We start from the raw sequence: 21,490 nt of genomic DNA on the forward strand, positions 1-21,490 counted from the left end.
AGGTCGTTTCATCCGTATCTTCAGCAATTCATTTTATTAAGGTATTTTACGGATGAAGTATTTAATAGTAGGACTTGGAAATCCGGGAAGCGAATATGCGCATACCCGGCACAACATAGGATTTAAAATATTGGACGCTCTTGCTGATGCGTCCAATATTTGTTTTAGTGATAAGCGTTACGGTTACGTGGCCGAGTACAAATTTAAGTCGCGAACGTTTATTCTGTTAAAACCAACGACTTACATGAATTTGAGTGGGCGGGCGGTGAATTATTGGTTGCAGAAGGAAAAAATTGCATTTGAAAATCTCTTGATTATCACCGACGACCTGGCGCTTCCGTTTGGAACCCTTCGGTTGCGGGCCAAAGGAGGTGATGCCGGACACAATGGTCTGAAGAATATCCAGCAAGTGACCGGAAGGAGCGATTATGCACGCCTGCGTTTCGGTATTGGCGACGAATTTCATCCGGGTCAGCAGGTTGACTACGTGTTGTCTGAATGGTCGGATGAGGAAGAGAAAGAACTGCCCGGAAAAATTGATACCTGCATTGAGATTATTCAAGGCTTTGGAACCATTGGCGTAGCCCGGACGATGAATCAATTCAATAAACGTAAATAGTATGAGCGATCCAATTCGCGTGGACAAATGGCTGTGGGCGGTTCGGGTATTTAAAACCCGGAGCATGGCCACCGACGCGGTAAAAAAAGGACGCGTTTTTATTGATGACATGGCTGTTAAACCGTCACGTGTTGTTAAGATCGGCGATGTTGTCAGGGTGCGAAAAGGTCAGGTAACCTATAGCTACAAGGTTTTGCAATTGGCAGGTAAAAGAATGGGAGCTAAGTTGGTTGGTGAATACATGGAGGACGTGACTCCGAAGGAAGCGCTTGAAGTGTTGGAGATTCAGAAACACATGGGCTGGTTTCAGCGCGAGCGAGGTGCCGGAAGACCGACCAAGAAAGACCGTCGGGATTTGGATGATTTTTTTGAAAAGGAGTAAATATGCTGATAGCGAAAGAAAAGCGAAGAACAAATATTGCCGAGTACATTCTTTACTTATGGCAGGTTGAGGATTTACTCAGGGCCCTAAACTTCAATCCGGATCAAATTGGGAAAACACTGGTTGCCCGGTTCGATGTGGACGATGATACCCGCCTGGAAATCTACGATTGGTATAAAAACCTGTCCAGCATGATGGAAAAGGAACGGGTGACGAAAAGCGGCCATTTGCAATTTATTCTGAACTTAATTGACGATCTGAACCAGTTTCACATACAATTGCTTCAGTCGGGAAAAGATCCGCAGTATCCGGCTTTGTTTCAGTTGGCAAAACCAGTCATCAACGAGTTCAAACAGAAAAGTACAGACAAGGACGAGCACGATATTCGATTGGCTTTTCAGGCACTTTACAGCATTATTTTGTTGAGACTACAGAAAAAGGAAATCTTACCTTCAACGCAAACGGCCATCGATCATATCAGCAGAATGATGGGGCACTTGTCGGCTCGCTATTTGCAGCACGAAAAAGGAACTTTCGAATTTTAAAGAAACCGGTTCGCATCGGTCGGTTTTGGCAACAGGCAGCTGGCTCGTCGACCAAACCAACCGAAGCGATTCGTCGCAATTTTCCGGTACAAGCGATCGCGCCAGCTTCGTGGCAGGATCCGGGCAACGAGCAGCAATTTGAAAAATCCACCCAGCCGGTTTGCGATTTTCAGTACCGCCTCCGATTCAATGTAAAAATGACTGTTTTCAACCAAAATAATTGAATCGATCGCCCCTGAAATGACCAATCGGTCTTTAACTTCCTTGCCAATTTCACCCGACAAGGGGGCAAACAAAAACTGCTTTTGATGATCAAACTTCAAGATCATTTGAACCGACCAGCTGCACAAGTGGCAATATCCATCAAATAAAACCAGGGCTTTATCAGGAGGTATTGGCTGCATCATTTGTTGTTTTTGAAATCGGTTTGCAAACCTTCGGCCAGCCAGTTGGCCAGCGCTTGCCGGTTGTTGCTTTGGATAAACCGTTGTTGATCCCGGAAATGGTTAATATTCCCCAGCTCAATGAAAACTGCCGGAGGATAACTGTATTTCAAAACGTACAAATTCCTGTCCGACACGGTTCCGTGGTAGCCCCGGTTGGGTTGATGCATGTCGTATTTCTTTTTAAATGTTTGTTGCAGATTGTTGGCTAACTTTTTGCCGGTTTTGGAGCGTTGGTCATGATAAAAAAATACGTCGATATTTTCGCCTTTACTTCGCGAATCAACATGAATGATGACCAATCGTTGAAAGCTTCCCTTGTGCTTGATCGAGAGTTTATTGACGGCGTCTTTGCGTTGTTGCAGGCGTTTCAGATGATTTCGCGGAATACTCAATTCCGGATAGCAGGTTTCATCTTTGTCGGGTTCCAGGAAACTGCCGTCCCGTATCCCGTCGTTTTCATCGCGTGTAATCATGTATACCAAGGCACCATGCTCAATCAACCGGCGAGCAAGACGCAGCGTAACATCGTAGGCGTATTCATCTTCACAAAGCGTGTGGTTACCGTATCGGCCAACCGCTCCCGGGTCGGGCCCGCCATGTCCGCTCAGCAAATAGTAAACCGCGCCCTGCAGTGAGTTGTCAATCGGGTTCACCTGTTCGTATGCTTTACCGAAGATTGGATAGATTGCGCCACCACTTGCCGGTGATTGGCTTGCTGACTCTTGTTGGGGCAGGGTATAGGTTTGCCCGGCAAACAAAGAGTTGTTGCTGCCCAGCTTGCCTTTGTTGAGTTCAATAAAAGTATTTAAATGCTCCGATGGCGACAAACCATGCCGTTTCAACAGGCTGTAGATTCCTTCACCATTTTTTGCGACTGTCGTTTGATAATCCTGTGCTTGCACGGCGGATACCACAACAAGCAAGAAAAAAACAAAGGCCGAAAACTTGTATGAAAGTCGCAAAAGAGTGAATGAATGATTGTTCCTCATGGAGTTAAAACTGTTTTGGTTAAAACGAAATGCTCGGTTTAATGTTTTGTAGTAAATGATGAAAGTGTAATTTTGAATAAATCTATTTTTTATTTCTGAAATATAAAACGAATGCGCTATCCATTTATCCTCATAGCCCTGTTAATAATCTTGTGTTCGTGCAATAATCAGCTGGTTGTCAGTCGTGTGGAGGCGAATAATATTTCCAATGATTCGCTGGTTATGCTGAGTGACGCTGATGTTGCGGAGCTAGTTGCTCCCTACCGTGAAAACCTGGAAGGTGATATGTCGCGTGTCATTTCAATATCGAATGATGATTTGGTGCGAGCGAAACCCGAAAGTGAATTGACCAACCTGGTTGCCGACATTTTACTTGAGACTGGTGTGGCCTTTTGCCAGTTCGCCAACCACGATTTTATGCCCGATGTGGCCTATATGAATTATGGTGGATTACGTGTGGCACTTCCGAAAGGCGAGATAACAGTTGGCCATATTTTTCAGCTGATGCCATTTGAGAACGAAATGGTGCTTTTGAAAGTGTCCGGTGAAACGATGGAGCAGTTTGTTCAGCAAATTGCATTACGCGGGGGTGACGGAGTCGCTGGCATGCGCCTGGGGATTGTTGACGGTCGAATTGGCCATTTGGAAGTGGACGGCAAAGCATTTGACGTTAAAAAGGATTATTGGGTGGTGACGAATGATTATATAGCCGCAGGCGGAGACGACATGAGCATGTTGGCTAATCGAAAAAAGTTTATTGAAACAGGGTTGAAAATCAGAGATATAATGATTGAAAGACTGGAGCTGGAACATCAGCGTGGGCGACAAATTCAGGGAATATTAGATGGAAGGATTTACTATGAATAGCCGGAGGAAATTTATTCGCGATTTGGTTGGCGCATCAGCAGGCCTTGGCTTGGTGCACTTGCCCGCCGATTTGTTGGCAAAACAGGATTTGGTTAGCTTGAGTATTTTGCATACGAACGACATTCATTGTCATATCGATCCGTTTCCGAAAGATCATTCCGTGTACCAGGGACGCGGCGGGCTTGCACGTTTGTCCGGATTGATCAACCAAATTAGGAAAACCGAGAAAAATGTACTGCTGTTTGATGCTGGCGACATGTTTCAGGGAACACCTTATTTTAATTATTATAAGGGCGAATTGATTCTGAAGGTGATGTCGGAAATGGGATACGATGCCGGGATGATTGGGAATCACGAGTTTGACAATGGGATGGATGGAATTGAAGAGTCAATCGGTTTCGCCAAGTTCCCGCTCGTGTGCAGCAATTACGATTTTTCAAAAACCCGCCTGTACGATACTTTTCCGACCTATAACATTTATCGCAAAAACGGAATCAAAGTTGGTGTTTACGGGCTTGGCGTGGAGCTTGACGGTTTGGTTGGCGCCCAAAACTACCTCGAGACCGAGTACCTTGATCCGGTGAAAGTGGCGCTTGAAAAAGAACTATTTCTGAAAAAAGAGAAAGGTTGCGACCTGGTCATTTGCCTGTCGCACTTGGGTTTGCAATACAAAGAGCAGAAAATATCTGATCGTTTGCTTGCAGCCGAAACGCATTATACCGATTTAATTATTGGCGGGCACACCCACAGTTTTCTCGATTCTCCCCTGAAACTGAAAAACGCGGATGGAAACCGAATTTTGGTGAATCAGGCTGGCTGGGGCGGTATGGTTTTGGGGCGCATCGACTTTATTTTTGACCGCCATAAGAAAGAAGACAAGCAGATTTTATCTCAGAATATACCCGTCAGCGAATGAAAAAATATCAGCTTGTTTTACTGACTGTATTAAGTGGTGTGTTGTTGAGCTTACCTTGGCTTGAACTCGTTCCCGCCTGGCTTTTATTCGGCGCTCTGGTGCCTTTGTTGTTCGTCGAAGACCATTTTTTCCGGCAGCGGGCAACATTCCCGGATGTCAGTTTCCTGCCGTATGCTTTCCTTGGTTTTTTTCTTTGGAATGTTTTGACCTGTTGGTGGATTGCCTATGCTGCTCCTTTTGGCATGGTGGTCATTGTTGTACTGAATGCCCTTTTCATGGCGGTCGTTTGGTGGCTGTTTCATAAAATGAAACGTAGTTTTCGCAGCAGCCTTGGGCAAATCTCATTGTTGGCCTTTTGGCTGGCTTTTGAGTATTTGCATTTTAATTGGGATATGGAATGGCCCTGGCTTACTTTGGGCAATGGGTTTGCCAACCAGGTCGAGTTCGTTCAATGGTACGAATATTCGGGGGTTTTGGGTGGCTCACTTTGGATTTTGGCTGGCAACCTAATCTTGTTTCAGGGATTAAAAATTCTCGTGCACGAACATCATTGGAGAGCTGCTGCAATCTATACCAGTTTATTCCTTCTGGTGGTTCTTTTGCCGATGGTGCTGTCCATAAAACGTTACGCTAATTACATCGAAACTGGAGATGCTTACGAAGTCGTTGTTTTGCAGCCCAATATTGACCCGTATCACGAGAAATTTGCAGCTGGAACGGAGGATCGTCAGCTCAATACCTTGTTGCGTTTAACCGACTCGCTGATCACTTCTGCTACGGATTTTGTTGTTGGCCCCGAAACAGCGCTGCAGCCGATGGTTGAAAATGAGGACCTACGTCGTAATCCGCAGCTTCTGCCTTTCTATGAGCGTGTCGAGAGTTACCTTGCACTGAATGTTGTGTTGGGAGCCAATACCCGACGCAACTTTGAGAAGGGAGAGCGGATCTCGGAGACAGCCCGAAAGGATTCGGAGCAAAACCATTATTACGATCTATACAATTCTGTTTTACTGCTCAACGGTCAATCTCAGATTCAAATTTACCACAAAAGCAAGTTGGTGAGCGGAACAGAGAAGATGCCCTTCAGTCGTTATTTTTCGTTTATTGAAAAGTATATTGTTGACTTGGGTGGAACAACCGGAAGCCTGGGGAAGCAGGACAAACCATCAAATTTCAGCAGCGTATCTGGCTTGAAGGTGGCTCCGATTATTTGTTTCGAGTCGGTTTTTGGGCAATACATCGGGGAGTTTGTGGCACAGGATGCGGGCCTTATTTTTATTCTGACCAATGATGGTTGGTGGAAAGATTCGCCTGGATATCGTCAGCTGTTGGCTTACGCTCGTTTGCGGGCAGTTGAAACTCGCCGGAGCGTGGCGCGTTCTGCTAATACCGGCGTTTCAGCACTGATTAATCAGCGGGGAGATATCGAAAAATCAACGGAATGGTGGGCTGAATCGGCATTGAAAGGAGAGCTGAAAGCAAACCAGGAAATTACGTTTTATGTCCAGTATGGTGATTTCATCGGGCGTGTCTGCGCATTTGTTTCAGTTCTGCTGTTGCTGTCGCTTTTGGTACGAACGAAAACGAAACACATCTAACAAAATAGACAAAAAAAATCCGCATTAATTCGTTTGCGTAAAATCCCTGATTAAAAGGATTTGAGTGCCTGTCCGATCAGACTTCCACCGGTAGTAAACTACTCATCCGGCAGTTGCCGGACTACAAGGCCTGTCTTTACGTCCAAAAGCTTGCTCGGTTCAATGTAAACTGTTGAATTTACCAAATTTGAATTAATGCGGACAATATCTTTGTTAAAGAACGTTTTCTTGCTCCAAATATAGGTTGGGATTGCAGACTTTCCAAGCAAAATCATTGATTTAATAACATTATCGAAATATCTCATTGATTCATAATGAGATTGAATCAGAAGTTTTTTGTGCCATTAACTTTCCTGTTTTTTCTGCGTACAAATGCCCGTGAAACCCCGATGGATGCAGTTTTGTCTGGCCGTCAGACTTTTTCATTTCTCTGCTATAAAATCATTGGTATTTTTGTTGAAATAATTTTGCGAAAGCCAAAAGTAGTTCTATATTTGCACGCACATTAAAAACGGGCTCGTTCCGTTGAATACATGAGTTCTGTGAGTATTGCGTTGAAAAAAAGTCACGATATTAAAGTAGAGATGGGTGGGTGGCTGATTCTGCAACCGCTGGATGTTTAAACGACGTACTCTTTCTTTTGTAAAAAAAAATAATTTTAGGATTTGTCCATTAAGGAGAGATGGGTGAGTGGCTGAAACCACCGGTTTGCTAAACCGGCGTACGGGTCAAACCGTACCGGGGGTTCGAATCCCCCTCTCTCCGCATCAAAATATTTTCGGGATGTAGCGCAGTCCGGTTAGCGCACCTGCTTTGGGAGCAGGGGGTCCCAGGTTCGAATCCTGGTATCCCGACAGATTGGGAAATCAAACGACATCAAAAGCCCGCAAACACCAGTGTTTGCGGGCTTTTTTGATTTTTTAACATATCAATTTAGACCATAGAAAACCAGTTCCCACGTGAACTATAAGGTGACCTAAATATTTTGTTAGATTTAGGTCACCTTTTCTTCTGTATGAATAGTAAATACTGGCATTACAGAAGATTGTGGTGTGATTCCATTTGACACTTTTTGACATCAAATGGAACTTTTCAGGTGACCTGTTTGGTGACCTTTAATTTGGTTTAATCTAATTTGATATGAAACGGAAAACATTAACTGCCACATTCGGAGTCCATTTCGTCATTCGTAAAGAAAAGGCAAAAGATGGTAAAGCCCCTGTATTTGCAAGGGTTACAGTAAACAATCAGCGTTGCGAAGTGTCGATCAAAAAATCGGTACCGATTAGAGATTGGGACAGCAGAAAAGGAAAGGTCAAATCGTTGACGGACGAATATAAAAATCTGAATTCCTTTCTTGAGCAAATACGGACTATTTTGGTTGAGCACTATCAGGATTTGATTGTTGAAAACGAAGAAGTGACACCAGCTGCTGTTAAAAGCCGGTTTTTAGGCTTGGAGGAATCGAAGTATTCGTTGTTGGAGCTGTTTGACTACCATGACAGCCACAACCAAAAAATATTGAAGTGGGGGACGCTGAAGAATTACCGTACGACAAAAAACTACATTGAACGGTTTCTTAAGTCTCACTCAAATAGAAAGGATATTCCGCTTAACCGGCTAAACTATCAATTTATCTGCGATTTCGAGAATTTTCTGAGGAACTATCAACCCTTAGATCATCATGCACCTTTGAGCAATAACGGGGTCATGAAGCATTTGGAAAGGCTCCGAAAACTGGCAAACTTAGCTGTTCGGATGGAGTGGATTAAGAAAAATCCATTTGCAGCCTATCGATTGAAATTTAAAAGAGTTCACCGGGATTGTCTGACTGAAAAGGAACTTGAACTCATTGAGAACCAGGATTTAAAAATTGAAAGGCTAAGGTATGTCCGTGACCTTTTTGTTTTCAGTTGTTATACCGGAATTTCCTACGGCGATGTCATGCGCCTTGCCCCTAGCAATGTCCAACAAGGAATAGATGGAGGTTTATGGATCTTTACTAAACGGGAAAAGACAGATAACCCGGTTCCAATTCCGTTGTTGCCAGAGGCAGAAAAGATGATTGAAGCATACAGACAGCACCCCAAGGCGGTTTCAAGGGGAACTTTATTCCCTCTGATTTCCAATCAAAATTTGAATGCCTATCTAAAAGAGATCGCTGATCTTTGCGGTATCAGTAAAAACCTGACTTTTCATTTAGCTCGTCATACCTTTGCGACGACTGTAACACTGAATAATGGTGTCCCTATTGAGTCGGTTAGCAAAATGTTAGGGCATTCAAAATTAAGTACGACTCAGATCTATGCCAAAGTTGTCGAGGTGAAATTAAGTCAGGATATGAAGGGGCTCAAGGAAAAATTTGCAATAAAAAAAAAGTAAGCTGAGTAATGCTGATCTAAAGACTCTGAGATCGAACGAGCTAATGACCTTATCGATCGATTTACGTGTTGAAGGTTCAAAAATATCAGAAGAACTTACAATACTTAATCAAAATTAATTCTTAAAATTGCATGGCATCAAATCCTAATGGACAACTTCAACTGGAATAAAATAAAATCAGGAGATAAGCAGGCATTTCGGATGCTTTTTGACGAATATTATTCGTCGCTGTGCTTATACGCGAATTCTGCAATTGGAGACCTGGCTATTTCGCAGGATATTGTTAGCGACTGCTTTGTAAGAATTTGGGAACGCAAAGAGACGATCGACATTAAATCTTCTGTAAAGAATTACTTATTACTTGCTGTCAGAAACAACATTTACAGTTATCTGCGCTCGCCGGAAAACAGGAAAACAGATATTGATACAGTAATAAAAGGACTTGAAGATACACCTATTGAAGAATATGACCTTGAAAAAGACGAAACGATTCTTCAGGTATATAAATTAATTGAAGAACTTCCCGAACAACGAAAAAAAATTCTAGAACTGGCTGCTTTCAAAGGAATGAGCTATAAGGAAATTGCTGAAATGCTTGATATCTCAGTCAATACAGTTAAAACACAAATGTCACGTGCTTACCTTTTTTTGCGGGACAGGCTGGGTAATAACCACCTTCTTTTGTGGTTATTCTTTAAAAAGAATAAAATAAACTGATTTTCCTGTCACCTTATTGGTGGGTCAGTGCGTCCTTTATATGCAATATTAGATGCATATGAAAAAAATCGAATACAATGAGATTTGGGAATTAGTTGTCGGAAAGGTGAACAATAGCCTGGATGCGGAAGGTGAAGCAGCATTTGAACGAATCAAGGAAACCGATGAGGCAAAAAAGGCATTGCTCCAGGCGAAACAAATTCACCGCAAATCCTCAAACAGCTTTCTTATTCGAAGAATCAACAAAGAGAAAAATTGGAAATACATCCATAGTCAGATCAGTCATAGCGTTCGGGCAAGAAAACTAATCATTCACTATTCAAGATATGCGGCAATATTCCTGATAGCGCTTCTCATTGGAATTATGGCTCCAAAGCTGTTCAATTATTCGTCGCAAGAAGTAGCTTATAACAGTATTGAACTGGAATGGGGGCAGATGAGCAAGATGACTTTATCTGACAGCTCACAAGTTTGGCTAAACGCCGGAACCACACTTAAATATCCAACAACTTTCGACACGCAGAAAAGAACGGTAATACTGGATGGAGAAGCACAATTTAAGGTTGCCCACAATAGTAAGGTTCCATTTGAAGTAAAAACGAAATCAGGGATTATTAAAGTTCATGGCACCACTTTTAATGTTGAGTCGTACAATGACGACCCTGAGATGGTGGTAACCCTCATTGAAGGAGAAGTTGCAGTTGAAGACACCCACGGAAACTATTTAGCAACCCTAAACCCATCTGAGCAGATTACGGTCAACAAATCAACAGGTAAAGCAAGTCTAAGGCAAGTAAACACCGAATTCTTTAGTAGTTGGATTGATGGAAAAATCCTGCTTGAAGAAACGAAGCTTTCCGAGCTGGCCGTCATCCTCAAAAGATGGTATAACGTGGATATTGAGCTTGTTGGGGAAGGTACAGACGATATTCAAATTTCAGGAACCATTATCAAAGGAAAACCACTCGATCTATTCCTGAAAATCCTTGAACGAATGTACGGAATAGAATATGAGCTAATTATAAATTCGAATCAAAAAGACGAAGTAATCATTTATAAAAACTAACTGCTTATGGTTGATTAAATTAGGAACAATGCACAAAAAACGGTGAAAGTGCCCACCACTTCCACCGTCACACGTTTTAACAAATTTTTCGAACTATTAAAACATTTCAAATTTATGAAAAAATTTAACGCGAGTTATTGCTTTTGCAGGCAATGGCGAAAACTTTTATTGATAATGAAATTCACATGGATTTTTATTCTAGGGGGGATACTCATTGCGAATGCGGAAAGCTACTCGCAAAACACTAAGCTTGACTTAAAAATCGAAAATGCTACGCTTAAGTCTGTTTTACACCAAATTGAGGAAAAAACAAACTATTACTTCTTTTATAAGAACGAAGAGATTGAAAACCTAAATAGTGTTTCAATCGAAGCGACGCAGGCATCAATCTCTGAAGTGCTGGACGTACTACTAAAAAACAATGGTCTTAACTATGAGGTGCATGACCGCTATATTTTACTTCAAAGAACTGGGGGACAGCCCGACAATAATTTTACACAGCAGCAAAGAACTATCACTGGCAAAGTAACCGACTCCTCTGGTACTCCTCTTCCTGGTGTCACAATATACGTAAAAGGCACAACAATGGGAACCATCACCGATGGAGATGGGAACTACTCGCTTCCAATTGTTTCCGGAGACGCTACCTTGGTATTTTCATTTGTGGGGATGAGATCACAAGAGATCCAAATTGAAGGGCAGGAGAAAGTTGACATAACTCTTTTAGAGGATGCGATTGGAATTGAGGAAGTAGTTGCTGTTGGTTATGGGTCACAAAGAAAAGCAGATCTTACTGGTGCAATTGAGGTTGTAAAAATTGAGTCGATAGAAAATGTCAGTTTGAGTACCGGAAACCCCATGTTAGCACTTCAGGGAAAGGTGCCTGGTTTATATATTGAACAGACAGGAGACCCGAACGGGGCAAGTAACCGTATTCTTATTCGTGGTGTAAATACACTTGGAAATAATGATCCACTGTATATTATTGATGGTGTCCCTACAAAAAGAGCGGAAGTTTTTCAGGCATTAAGCCCAAGTTCAATTGTTTCTGTTCAGGTACTTAAAGATGCTTCAGCTTCGTCAATTTATGGATCTCGGGCATCAAATGGTGTTATTATTGTAACAACCAAGAACGGATCAAATTCCAAAGGAAAAGTAAAAGTACAGTTTAGCTCAAATTTCTCTGTTCAAACAGAAAAACCGCAGCGATATGATATGCTTAATGCAGTTGAAAGAGGAGAAGCTCTTTGGCAAGCCTCAATTAACGATAGGGTTGATCCTGCAGCGGCAAACGGAGAGATCTATGATTTTGACTGGAATGGGGATTTTGATAATCCGGTTTTGAGTAAGGTTACATCTCAGCCCTATGTTGGAAGAGATCCAACTGTTCCTTCTGCAGATACGGACTGGCAAGATGTTACTTATCAACCAGGTTATGTAATCAGCAATGATCTAACGATTAGTGGTGGTAATGAAAATTCTTCTCTACTTGTTAATTTGGGTTACTTTAAAAATACGGGCATGCTAAAATTCACCAATTACGATCGTATGACGGCAAGAATTAATGCCCAAACAAGCATGTTGGATAAAAAGATTCGATTTGGAATTAACACTCAAATCGTTTCATCAAACGAAACAATGGTTGCACAGGATATTGGTTTGGCAAATACTCCTGTACTGGCGATCTTGATGCCGCCTACAATCCCATTGTATACCTCAACAGGTGAATATGGGGGACCATTAGGTTCTGGCTACAATGATCGAAATAATCCTGTGATGATGCAGGACATCGACAAATGGGATAATACAAATCGATCTTACCTGTTTGGCAATGTTTATGCCGAATTTGAACCCTTTGAAAACCTTGTTTTTAGGACAAATGTTGGTGTTGATTATTCAATTTTAAAGGATAAAGACATCGAACTCAGTTTTCAAAATGGATTTGTTTCAAGGACTGTAAATAGCTTAACGTTATATAAAACAGATTTTACGAGCGTAACTTGGTCGAATACTCTTAATTATAAGTTTGATCTTGGAAAAAGTAAATTTGATTTCTTACTTGGTCTGGAGTCAATCTCAGATAATTTTAGTTCTTATACTGGTTACAAGGAAGGTTTTTCTGTCCAAACAGAAGATTTCTTTGTTCTGGATGCAGGCACCAGCAATGGAAATAGTTTCGGAACCGGAACGGGCAGCCGATTATTTTCTCAGTTTGGAAAAATTGCATACAATTTCGACGAACGCTTTTTAGCTTCTGTAACATTGCGGCGTGATGGTTCATCTCGCTTCGGGAAAGAAAACCGTTATGGTATGTTCCCGGCAGCGACATTTGGTTGGAGAATAAGTGAAGAATCGTTTATGGAGAGTTTAACTTCTCTAACAAATTTGAAATTACGAGTGGGTGTGGGGCGAGTTGGTAATCAGGATGTTGGTAATTTTGCAAGTCTAGGTTTGTTTGAGCCAAGGTATGGCGCAACCGCAGATCAGGTTGATGTAAATGATCATGGTGGTGATTTCTGGAATCAATATCATAATGTTGGATCAGCTTATTCTTTATATGGTACTGATACAGGTAATTTACCTTCTGGTTTTGTGTCTGTTCAATCAGCGAATCCATTGCTACGGTGGGAGAATACTGACGAAGTAAACATCGGTGTTGATTTTGGTCTTTTTAATAACAAGATTATGGGTGCCTTTGATTATTTCACCAGAACAACAAGCGACATCCTTATAAAACCACCAGTCGCTTCAGCATTAGGCGAAGGTCAGCAACAATATTTAAACGGAGCAACAAAAGAAAATAAGGGATGGGAGTTTTCTTTAAGTTATAGAAAAGAAATTAACCGGGATCTTAATTTTGAAGTTACAGCAGGTACTGGTCATGTTGCTGATAAAATAACAGAGTTACCAGAGGAAGTTAGGACTGCTTATGCCGGAAACTCTGAGCAAACTATTGTTGGGCATTCAGAATATTCAATTTTTGGATATGTTTATGATGGAATCTTTCAAAATCAGGATGAGGTAGATGCAGCAGCTGAACAAGTTGGTGCTGGTCCAGGTAGAATTCGATACAAAGATTTGAACAATGACGGGGTTATTAGTGCTTTGGATCAGAAATTTCTTGGAACGACTTTACCTGATTTAGAATACAGTTTGCGTATTAATGGAAATTACAAAAACTTTGATTTATCAATTTTCGGATCAGGCGTTGCCGGTAAAATTGGCTTTGATCCCTATCTGGGGTGGAATCGGAACGTTAATGTAGGTACAAACTTTGGACCGGGCGTGTTCGATGCATGGACCCCAACCAATACAGACACAAAAATCCCTGCTTTGACATTGGCTGATCCTAACAATGAAGGCCGTTCTTCTGACTATTTAAATGTAAATCTCTCTTATTTCAAAATTCGTAATATTCAGTTGGGCTACAATATTCCTACTAATAATTTAGGTATAAAAATGGAAAGCCTAAGGGTATACTTTATGGCTGATAATGTTTTCTGGATTAAGAGCAAAGACTATATGGGACCAGATCCCGAAAGATTGAGTGATACCAGGATTCCGGTACCCACAACTTTATCATTTGGTGTAAATGTTTCATTTTAAAAAATTACAGTGATGAAATACAATAAAATAAGAATATACATAATAGTCATGATAAGCTTCTTAGCCTTTTCATGTAATGATTATTTAGAAATTGAGCCACAAGGATATGTCTCGTCTGGCAGTCCTTCAGCAGAAAGTGCTAATGGATTGGTTACAGCTGCATACGCTGCTGTTGGGAATAATGATATGCCAGGTCCTATAGTTAGTATGGTTTGGTATGGTAGCGTTCGTTCTGACGATGCCTATAAAGGTGGAGGAGGTATTGGAGACATGGATCAATTTAATCTATATGAGCAGTATAATACAGTCCAGCCATCATACTCGTGGGATGCTGGTTTCCCTTGGACTTGGGAGAATTATTATGCATCAATATCCAGGGCGAATTCTGCTTTGCGAACATTAAATCAGCTTACCGATGAAGATTATGATTTAAGAAAAGTACGAATTGGAGAAGCTCGCTTTTTGCGGGGACATTCTTATTTCATGTTGAAAATACTTTTCAAGTATATCCCTTACATTGATGAGAATCTTTCGAATGAAGAAATTTTGCAAACGTCAAATCGGAAGTATTCTAATGATGAACTTTGGGATAAAATTGCAGAAGATTTTCAATATGCGTTGGATAATTTGCCGGAAACTCAACCAGAAATTGGGCGTGTAAATAAATATTCTGCTGCAGCGTATTTGGCAAAATTAAGGTTGTATCAAGCCTACGAACAAGATGAAAACCATCAGGTTACTAATATTAGTCAAAGCAGGTTGCAAGAGGTTGTAAATTTGACTGAAATGGTTATTAGCTCAGGCAAGTACAGTTTGAATCCTGATTTTGCAACAAACTACTTGCCAGAAGGAGATAATAGCCCCGAAGCTGTTTTTTCAATTCAGTTTTCAATCAGCGATGGAACTACTGCCGGCAGACTGAATTTTGAGCCTGGTTTAAGTTATCCTCATGGAGCACCTCAATATGGTTGTTGTGGATTTCATCAGGCAAGTCAGAACATGGTCAATGCATTTGCGACAGATGCTAATGGATTGCCAGTATTTCAATCTTTTAATGATGTGGAGTTGAGTGCTGCCGATATTACCTCCGATGGTGTTACTGTTGATCCGCGAATTGACCATACAGTCGGTATAGATGGCCATCCTTACAAATACCGCAATGAAGATTCTTACATCTACAGCACTAGTTGGGTAAGGGTTCCAGGTGTTTACGGGAACTTTCACAGTATGAAAGAACAACAGGCTGCCGATTGCTCATGCTATAAAAAAATGGGGCCTTTCATTGGGGTTTCGAAAAATGCAGATATCATTCGTTATGCAGACGTTCTTTTGATGCAAGCTGAGGCATACATTGAATTAGGGCAGGAAGCTAGAGCCATGCCCCTAATCAACCTGATAAGACAAAGAGCCGCTGAAAGTACAGTGCGTACAAGGTTTAAGGATGGTAGTGCTCCTTCAAATTACTTAATTTCTGAATATGATGGTGTAAATCTTCCATGGACTCAGGAAAATGCAAGAATGGCATTACGATGGGAAAGACGTATGGAATTTGCAATGGAAGGACCTCGCTTTTTTGACTTGGTTCGTTGGGGGATTGCAGAATCTACTTTGAATGCATATTTAGAGAATGAAAAACCAAGGAGGGAATATCTTAATAATGCAAAATTTACAGCAGGAAGAGATGAATACTTCCCAATTCCTCAAAGAGAAATTGATTTTACAAAAGGCGGATATACTCAGAATATTGGATATAACTAGTAAAAAAAAGCTTATTCGGGAGCAGATTTTTTCTGCTCCCGAAATTTGAGTTTTCAACTGATGAAGTTATTAGCAAATCATAAATTGTCATGGATTACATAAAGAACGTTGGTTTTTTATTGTTAATTATTAGTGCTTTCGCGTGTGATAATTCACAAAAAAAATCAAAGAAAGAGTATGGAGTTCATTTTTCAACAGGCGATGCTATGTTAATTGAGCCTGTGGGTTTGTTATTTTTCAATAAGAGCTACCACTTGTTTTTTGAATATTGTACAAATACGGATACAAAAGTACTCGGGCATGCTCAAAGTACTGATTTATTAAATTGGCAGGAGGCTCCAATAAAGATCAGTAGTGAATGGAATTATATTAATGGAAGAGGGTGCTTTGTGTTTGACCACGGTAATTCTTCGAGTTTAGGAAATGCAAATTCTCCATTGGTTGGTATTTTTGCCTCATTTTCTGATAACAAGACTGAAACTGAAAAAAAGCAACAAGCATTATATCTCGTTTTTAGCACAGATTATGGTGTGAACTGGAATGAATATGGACAAGCACAAGTTGATATAGAGAATTTTAATCTTCCGATTAGTAGTATCAAAGTAGTTTGGCACGAAGAAACACAGAAGTGGATTATGTTAATTCTATCGGGTTATAATATTAGGTTTTATTTGTCTGATGATTTAATTAACTGGGAATACCTAAGTATGTTTGGTGATGAAGTTTTCGCAAAAGAAGGTGAATGGACTAAATTGGACTTTTTCCCCTTGGATGTAAAAGAAACAAACGAATCAAAATGGGTTCTATTGGTTAGCGGAGATTCCGGCTCTCCCAATCAGGGAAGTGGGATACAATATTTTACTGGTGATTTTGATGGATATGTCTTTAAAGCGGACAGAGACAAGCCTAAATGGTTGGATAATGGGAGCGATAATTATTTAGGGATTGTTTTGTCCGACTATTTATTAAATGCAAAGGATGCTGTTTTTCTGGGTTCAATCTGTAATTTAAAATACAGGAGGCAAGGAGACACTGAGAATAGCGCCAATGAACTAACAGTTCCCCGAAGGCTCAATTTATCAAACAGTTTTAATGGCTTGTCAATATTATCAAAACCCTTCGATGAGTTAGCTGCTATTGAGAGCGATAAGAAACAGTTAAAAGAAACTCAATTTTCTGGTGAACTTAAGATCAAAGAAACATTTGATATTCCTTTTGAAATCAATTTATTGGTTGATGGTGATGACAGGCTCTACTTGGATATGGCAAAGGTATTTGGCATTAAATTTTCCAACAATGCGGGAGACCAACTGGTAATTGGATATCACAACCAGCGAGCGTACTTTTTTATCCTTGATCCGACAAAGAATTCGAAGGATATCCAAGAATCAAAAGGGTTTGATTATGCCCCGTATGTAAGCAACAAGCAACCAATCGATTTGGAAATCATAGTCGATAAGAATTCTATTGAGTTATTTGCTTTGGATGGTTTGATTTCGTTGACAAGAAAATATTCGTTTGAGGAAAGCCAATTGGAAGTAACACTTTATACCGAAGAAGGAAATATAACAATCAAGGAAGCAAGCATTTCTTTGCTAAATGGGGTATTGCAAGGATGTGCTGTTTTGAACTAAAACAATTCATTTACGAATAGTATTGAAAACGGAACAACCCTCAATGTAAAATCAATCAACAACTTAAATATAACTTACCTAATGAAACGTATATTTTATTTTTTAATTTTCTTATTACTCGCTTCTTGCACGAAGACCAAAGAAAGCCAACGAATTACATTGGAATCACTTCTTCACGAAATGGTTTCGTTTGATGACGCAACTCGATACCCATCGCCCTTTTATTCATCCCTGCAGGTTAGTAGTTATGATCGCCATTCTATTTCGCCGGATTCGGTAGGATGGTTTGCGAATAACGATGGGTTTGGTATTGAACGAATTGATACCATTGACGGGCGTATTGAAAAGGTGATGTTTGATCAAAAAGGTCCGGGGGCAATCACCAGAATCTGGATAACAACCATAGATAAAAGAGGTACCTGGCGATTTTATTTTGATAATTCGAAGTTACCTGGCTGGATAATCCCAGCGTATGACCTGGTAAAATTTGGCATTCCGGAACTTGGATTGGGCTTGTTACAACCGCACACCAGTTACACACCAGAAGGAAAAGGTGGAAGCACCTTGTTTTTGCCTATCCCATTTTCAGAACATTGTAAAATCACTTTTGAAGATGAAAAAGGAGTTGATCCAACTCCAAAGTATTATCATATTAATTACCGCAAATATGAAGAAGGAACTAAGATAGTAACTTTTTCAAAAGAGGTGGTAAATCGATCAAAACAGGTAATTGCTGAAACAGATAAGCTATTAATGGATGCAGCCTCTCTGAAAGGCGATACCTTGTCTGTCGTAAATGGAAATTTATCTGCAGGGGATTCCTTAAAGATAAGCTTGCCAGATGGTGAAAATGCAGTCAAATTCATCGAATTTACTATCAATGTTGAGGATTCTTCCGATTATGAGCAAACCATGAGAGGACTGATCTTTCAGGCAAGTTTTGACGGCAAACAAACTTGTTGGGTTCCTCTTGGCGATTTCTCCGGTGGCGGAATGGGTGCTCCCTATGTAAAAAGCTGGTTCTTGTCTTCTAATGGAAAAGGAAAAGTGGTTAGCCGTTGGGAGATGCCTTACCAATCAACGGGGCGAATGACTTTAATAAATGCCAATAACAAGTCTGTAGGAGCAAGTGTCAGATTCGGAACATCAACGTACCATTGGGACGAACGGTCACTGTATTTTCATGCATCGTGGAAACAGGAAAACGAAATTTCATTGAGCACTAACCCGTCTGATGATAAAAACTGCATGGACTGGAATTTTGCTTCTCTGGAGGGAAAAGGGGTATACAAGGGCGATGTTTTGACTTTGTACAATCATGCGCCTGCCTGGTATGGCGAAGGGGATGAAAAAATCTGGGTTGATTCAGACACGTTCCCCTCTCATTTTGGCACCGGTACCGAAGACTATTACAACAGTTCCTGGGCTCCGGTAGTTCCTTTTCATACCCCATTTGGTGGCGCTCCACGAGCTGACCAGGAGAGCTCGCACGGATACAATACGTTTTTCCGAACCCGTAACCTGGATGGAATCCCTTTTTCAGAAAAGTTAGTTTTTGATATTGAAATGCTTGGTTGGCAGCCTGGGAGCGTTAACTATGCAACAACGGTTTATTGGTATGGAGATTATAATTCTGTAGCAAAAGGGACTTCTGGGATGGAAGAGGCAACAAAGAAATTGATATCAAAAGAATAATTTAAACGGACTAATTGTAATCTATGAAATCAAAAAACTATTTATACTGGACCACTTTTGTGGCCATCAACGGGGGCCTGCTGTTTGGATTGAATATGGCCGGGATTTCCGGGGCTGTGGACATGCTAAAAGGGGAATTTTACCTGACCGATAGCGGACTGGGTACCGTTGCCGCCCTGCTCACCATCGGTTGCCTGATCGGTGCACTTTTTACCGGCTTCTTCACTGAAAAATATGGCCGTAAGAAAGTCATGCTTGCGACCGCCTTCCTTTACATTATTTCTGCATTGGGATGCGCTTTTGCGGGGTCTTCAGCAGTTTTAATTGTTTTTCGGGTTCTGTCAGGTTTGGCTGTTGGAGCAACTTCTGTAGTTGGGCCAATGTACATTTCGGAAATTTCACCGGCGCATAATCGTGGACGCTTAGTATCGATGAACCAGTTTGCGATTACCATCGGGATTGTATTGGCCTATGTTTTTGATTACCTGTTTTTAGGGCTAGGAAAGGAAAGCTGGAGATATATGCTGGCTGTACCTGCATTGTTTAGTATGTTTTACCTGATATTCTTGCTGGTATCATTCCCGGAAAGCCCCCGTTGGCTGGTAGCAAAAGAAAGAAAGGACGAGGCTGCTTCAGTGATGCTTAAAATTGGTGGAGAGGAATTAGTGAATAGTGAGTTGGCTCAAATGGAGAAGGTGATCTCCGATGAAATTGCTAAAAAGAAAATGGCGTTCTCTGAATTATTTCGGGGAAAAACCGGGAAGGTTGTTTTGATCGGAACCTTGATAGCGGCCCTGCAACAAATCACCGGGATCAATGCTGTCATTATGTTTGCACCGGAGATATTTAAAGCAGCGGGATCAGCCAAAGGGGATTCAATGATGCAGGCAATGATGGTTGGGCTTGTCAATTTCTTAATGACCATTGTTGCATTGTGGTTGGTTGATAAGAAAGGCCGTAAAAACTTGCTTTTGTGGGGAGCAGCGGGCATGATCTTATCTCTGACTTACCTGACATGGGAGTTTGTAAAACCTGAACAGTTTGGGATTGGAGTTCTGGCGGCCCTCTTGGTGTACATTTCTTTTTTTGCAGCTTCATTTGCCCCTGTCATGTGGGTTATTATTTCTGAAATTTATCCAAATAGGATCAAGGGTGTTGCAATGTCATTTTCAACGGCAATCAGCTGGCTTTGTACTTTTCTTACCGTCTATTTTGCACCGGTTATCCAGGGGGCATTAGGTTTGGAATACCTGTTTGCCATCTTTGGAGGGTTCAGCATAATTGCTTTTGTTTTTGTGAAAATATGGATCCCTGAAACCAAAGGAAAATCATTGGAGCAAATTGAAAACGAACTTGGATTGATATAATTGAAACAATGGAAATTAAATCATTAGTTATTGGGATTGGGGAGTTGTTATGGGATGTTTTCCCTGATCAAAAGAAAATAGGTGGGGCACCGGTTAATTTTGCCTATCATGTTTCTAAAATGGGGATTGATAGTCTGGCAATCAGTGCTATTGGCAACGATGAGCTAGGCAGGGAACTACTGGATGTAATTGACCAGGCCGGAGTGAATTACAATATCGGTAAAAATGAATACCCAACGGGTACCGTACAGGTCACCCTTAGCGGTGACGGCGTTCCGCAATACGAAATTTGTGAACCAGTGGCCTGGGACTTCATTCCTTTAAAACCGGAATGGGAAGAAAAAGCCAGCGTGGCTTCGGCTATTTGTTTTGGGTCGCTGGCTCAACGGGGCGAAGTCTCACGAAAAAGCATTCGCCGGCTGATCGAACTTGCACACCCTGGGGCATTTAAAGTTTTTGACATCAATTTACGTCAGCAGTTTTATTCCGAGGAATTGATTCGGGAATCACTGAGCCTCTGTAATGTGTTAAAAATTAATGATGAAGAACTTGAGGTGGTGGCAAAATTTTTCGGACTGTCCAGAAGTCAGGATGATCAGTGCCAAACGCTTTTAGGCCAATTTAAGCTGGAATTACTGGTGCTTACTTGCGGAACCAACGGAAGCTATCTGTATCGCGGAAGTGAAATCACCTTTAAAGAAACCCCAAAAGTAAAAGTTGCCGATACTGTTGGTGCAGGAGATTCATTCACTGCAGCAATTGTTTCGGGGCTCTTAAACAAACAAAGTCTTGATGAAATGCATGAATGGGCCGTAAAACTTTCAGCCTTTGTATGCACCCAAAACGGGGCTATGCCAGACTATCAAAAAGAAGAACTTTTTTAACAATCAATTTAAACCACTA

General features: G+C 41.2%; 17 protein-coding genes and 2 tRNA genes. 17 read left to right on the plus strand and 2 right to left on the minus strand.

Annotated features, from left to right (window positions below; all coding sequences use genetic code 11):
* The first annotated feature begins 52 nt into the window (after positions 1–52).
* Genes pth through NC99_RS16325 form a run of 3 tightly spaced genes read left to right on the plus strand, consistent with a single transcriptional unit; the run spans position 53 to position 1,546 of the window.
* Complete coding sequence (pth, locus tag NC99_RS16315) at positions 53–619, plus strand: aminoacyl-tRNA hydrolase (RefSeq protein ID WP_053186090.1); 567 nt, start codon at positions 53–55, stop codon at positions 617–619.
* 1 nt (position 620) lies between these two features.
* On the plus strand, positions 621–1,001 hold the full coding sequence (locus NC99_RS16320; protein ID WP_053186093.1) for an RNA-binding S4 domain-containing protein: 381 nt from the start codon (positions 621–623) through the stop codon (positions 999–1,001).
* 2 nt (positions 1,002–1,003) lie between these two features.
* Entirely contained in the window at positions 1,004–1,546 is a 543-nt protein-coding gene (locus NC99_RS16325) for a DUF4924 family protein (RefSeq protein ID WP_053186096.1), read from the plus strand.
* On the opposite strand, the gene NC99_RS16330 is transcribed toward NC99_RS16325, so the two are convergent.
* Both NC99_RS16330 and NC99_RS16335 read right to left on the minus strand, forming a co-directional pair.
* A complete protein-coding gene (locus NC99_RS16330) occupies positions 1,543–1,953 on the minus strand; it encodes a thiol-disulfide oxidoreductase DCC family protein (RefSeq protein WP_053186099.1) in 411 nt (136 codons plus the stop codon). The two genes, NC99_RS16325 and NC99_RS16330, sit on opposite strands and share 4 nt — an antisense overlap.
* The gene (locus NC99_RS16335) at positions 1,950–2,981 is read right to left on the minus strand and encodes an N-acetylmuramoyl-L-alanine amidase family protein (protein WP_082326531.1); all 1,032 of its coding nucleotides are present in this window, start codon (positions 2,979–2,981) and stop codon (positions 1,950–1,952) included. The genes NC99_RS16330 and NC99_RS16335 overlap by 4 nt, the downstream gene beginning before the upstream one ends.
* A 111-nt stretch (positions 2,982–3,092) precedes the next feature.
* Between NC99_RS16335 and NC99_RS16340 the strand changes: the two genes are divergently transcribed.
* From NC99_RS16340 to NC99_RS16410, 14 genes are all read left to right on the plus strand, one after another.
* A complete protein-coding gene (locus tag NC99_RS16340; RefSeq protein ID WP_053186102.1) occupies positions 3,093–3,848 on the plus strand; it encodes a 5'-nucleotidase C-terminal domain-containing protein in 756 nt (251 codons plus the stop codon).
* Entirely contained in the window at positions 3,826–4,764 is a 939-nt protein-coding gene (locus NC99_RS16345; protein ID WP_053186105.1) for a bifunctional metallophosphatase/5'-nucleotidase, read from the plus strand. Before NC99_RS16340 ends, NC99_RS16345 begins: the two co-directional genes overlap by 23 nt.
* Positions 4,761–6,362, plus strand: a complete 1,602-nt coding sequence (gene lnt, locus NC99_RS16350; protein WP_053186108.1) for an apolipoprotein N-acyltransferase — start codon at positions 4,761–4,763, stop codon at positions 6,360–6,362. The genes NC99_RS16345 and lnt overlap by 4 nt, the downstream gene beginning before the upstream one ends.
* Before the next feature lie 676 nt (positions 6,363–7,038).
* A tRNA-Ser gene (locus tag NC99_RS16360) sits at positions 7,039–7,127 on the plus strand.
* 14 nt (positions 7,128–7,141) lie between these two features.
* Positions 7,142–7,216: transfer RNA gene (locus NC99_RS16365), tRNA-Pro, on the plus strand.
* A gap of 286 nt (positions 7,217–7,502) precedes the next feature.
* Positions 7,503–8,744 (plus strand): site-specific integrase, encoded by a 1,242-nt coding sequence (locus tag NC99_RS16370; RefSeq protein WP_053186115.1) that lies wholly within the window; start codon positions 7,503–7,505, stop codon positions 8,742–8,744.
* A gap of 147 nt (positions 8,745–8,891) precedes the next feature.
* Positions 8,892–9,461: an RNA polymerase sigma-70 factor gene (locus NC99_RS16375; protein ID WP_053186117.1), complete on the plus strand. Its 570-nt coding sequence runs from the start codon at positions 8,892–8,894 to the stop codon at positions 9,459–9,461.
* Positions 9,462–9,519: 58 nt separating this feature from the next.
* Complete coding sequence (locus NC99_RS16380; RefSeq protein ID WP_162231243.1) at positions 9,520–10,527, plus strand: FecR family protein; 1,008 nt, start codon at positions 9,520–9,522, stop codon at positions 10,525–10,527.
* A gap of 114 nt (positions 10,528–10,641) precedes the next feature.
* On the plus strand, positions 10,642–14,133 hold the full coding sequence (locus NC99_RS16385) for a TonB-dependent receptor (protein WP_082326532.1): 3,492 nt from the start codon (positions 10,642–10,644) through the stop codon (positions 14,131–14,133).
* A 12-nt stretch (positions 14,134–14,145) separates the two neighbouring features.
* On the plus strand, positions 14,146–15,891 hold the full coding sequence (locus NC99_RS16390) for a RagB/SusD family nutrient uptake outer membrane protein (RefSeq protein ID WP_053186123.1): 1,746 nt from the start codon (positions 14,146–14,148) through the stop codon (positions 15,889–15,891).
* Between the two features lie 89 nt (positions 15,892–15,980).
* Positions 15,981–17,525 (plus strand): glycoside hydrolase family 32 protein, encoded by a 1,545-nt coding sequence (locus NC99_RS16395; RefSeq protein WP_053186126.1) that lies wholly within the window; start codon positions 15,981–15,983, stop codon positions 17,523–17,525.
* Between the two features lie 81 nt (positions 17,526–17,606).
* Positions 17,607–19,220 (plus strand): glycoside hydrolase family 172 protein, encoded by a 1,614-nt coding sequence (locus NC99_RS16400; RefSeq protein WP_053186128.1) that lies wholly within the window; start codon positions 17,607–17,609, stop codon positions 19,218–19,220.
* Positions 19,221–19,243: 23 nt separating this feature from the next.
* Positions 19,244–20,587, plus strand: coding sequence for a sugar porter family MFS transporter (locus tag NC99_RS16405; RefSeq protein ID WP_053186130.1), 1,344 nt, complete (start codon positions 19,244–19,246; stop codon positions 20,585–20,587).
* Positions 20,588–20,595: 8 nt separating this feature from the next.
* Positions 20,596–21,471 (plus strand): carbohydrate kinase family protein, encoded by an 876-nt coding sequence (locus NC99_RS16410; protein WP_204375033.1) that lies wholly within the window; start codon positions 20,596–20,598, stop codon positions 21,469–21,471.
* The last annotated feature ends 19 nt before the right edge of the window (positions 21,472–21,490 follow it).

The organism is Sunxiuqinia dokdonensis (genome assembly GCF_001270965.1).
Lineage (GTDB): Bacteria > Bacteroidota > Bacteroidia > Bacteroidales > Prolixibacteraceae > Sunxiuqinia > Sunxiuqinia dokdonensis.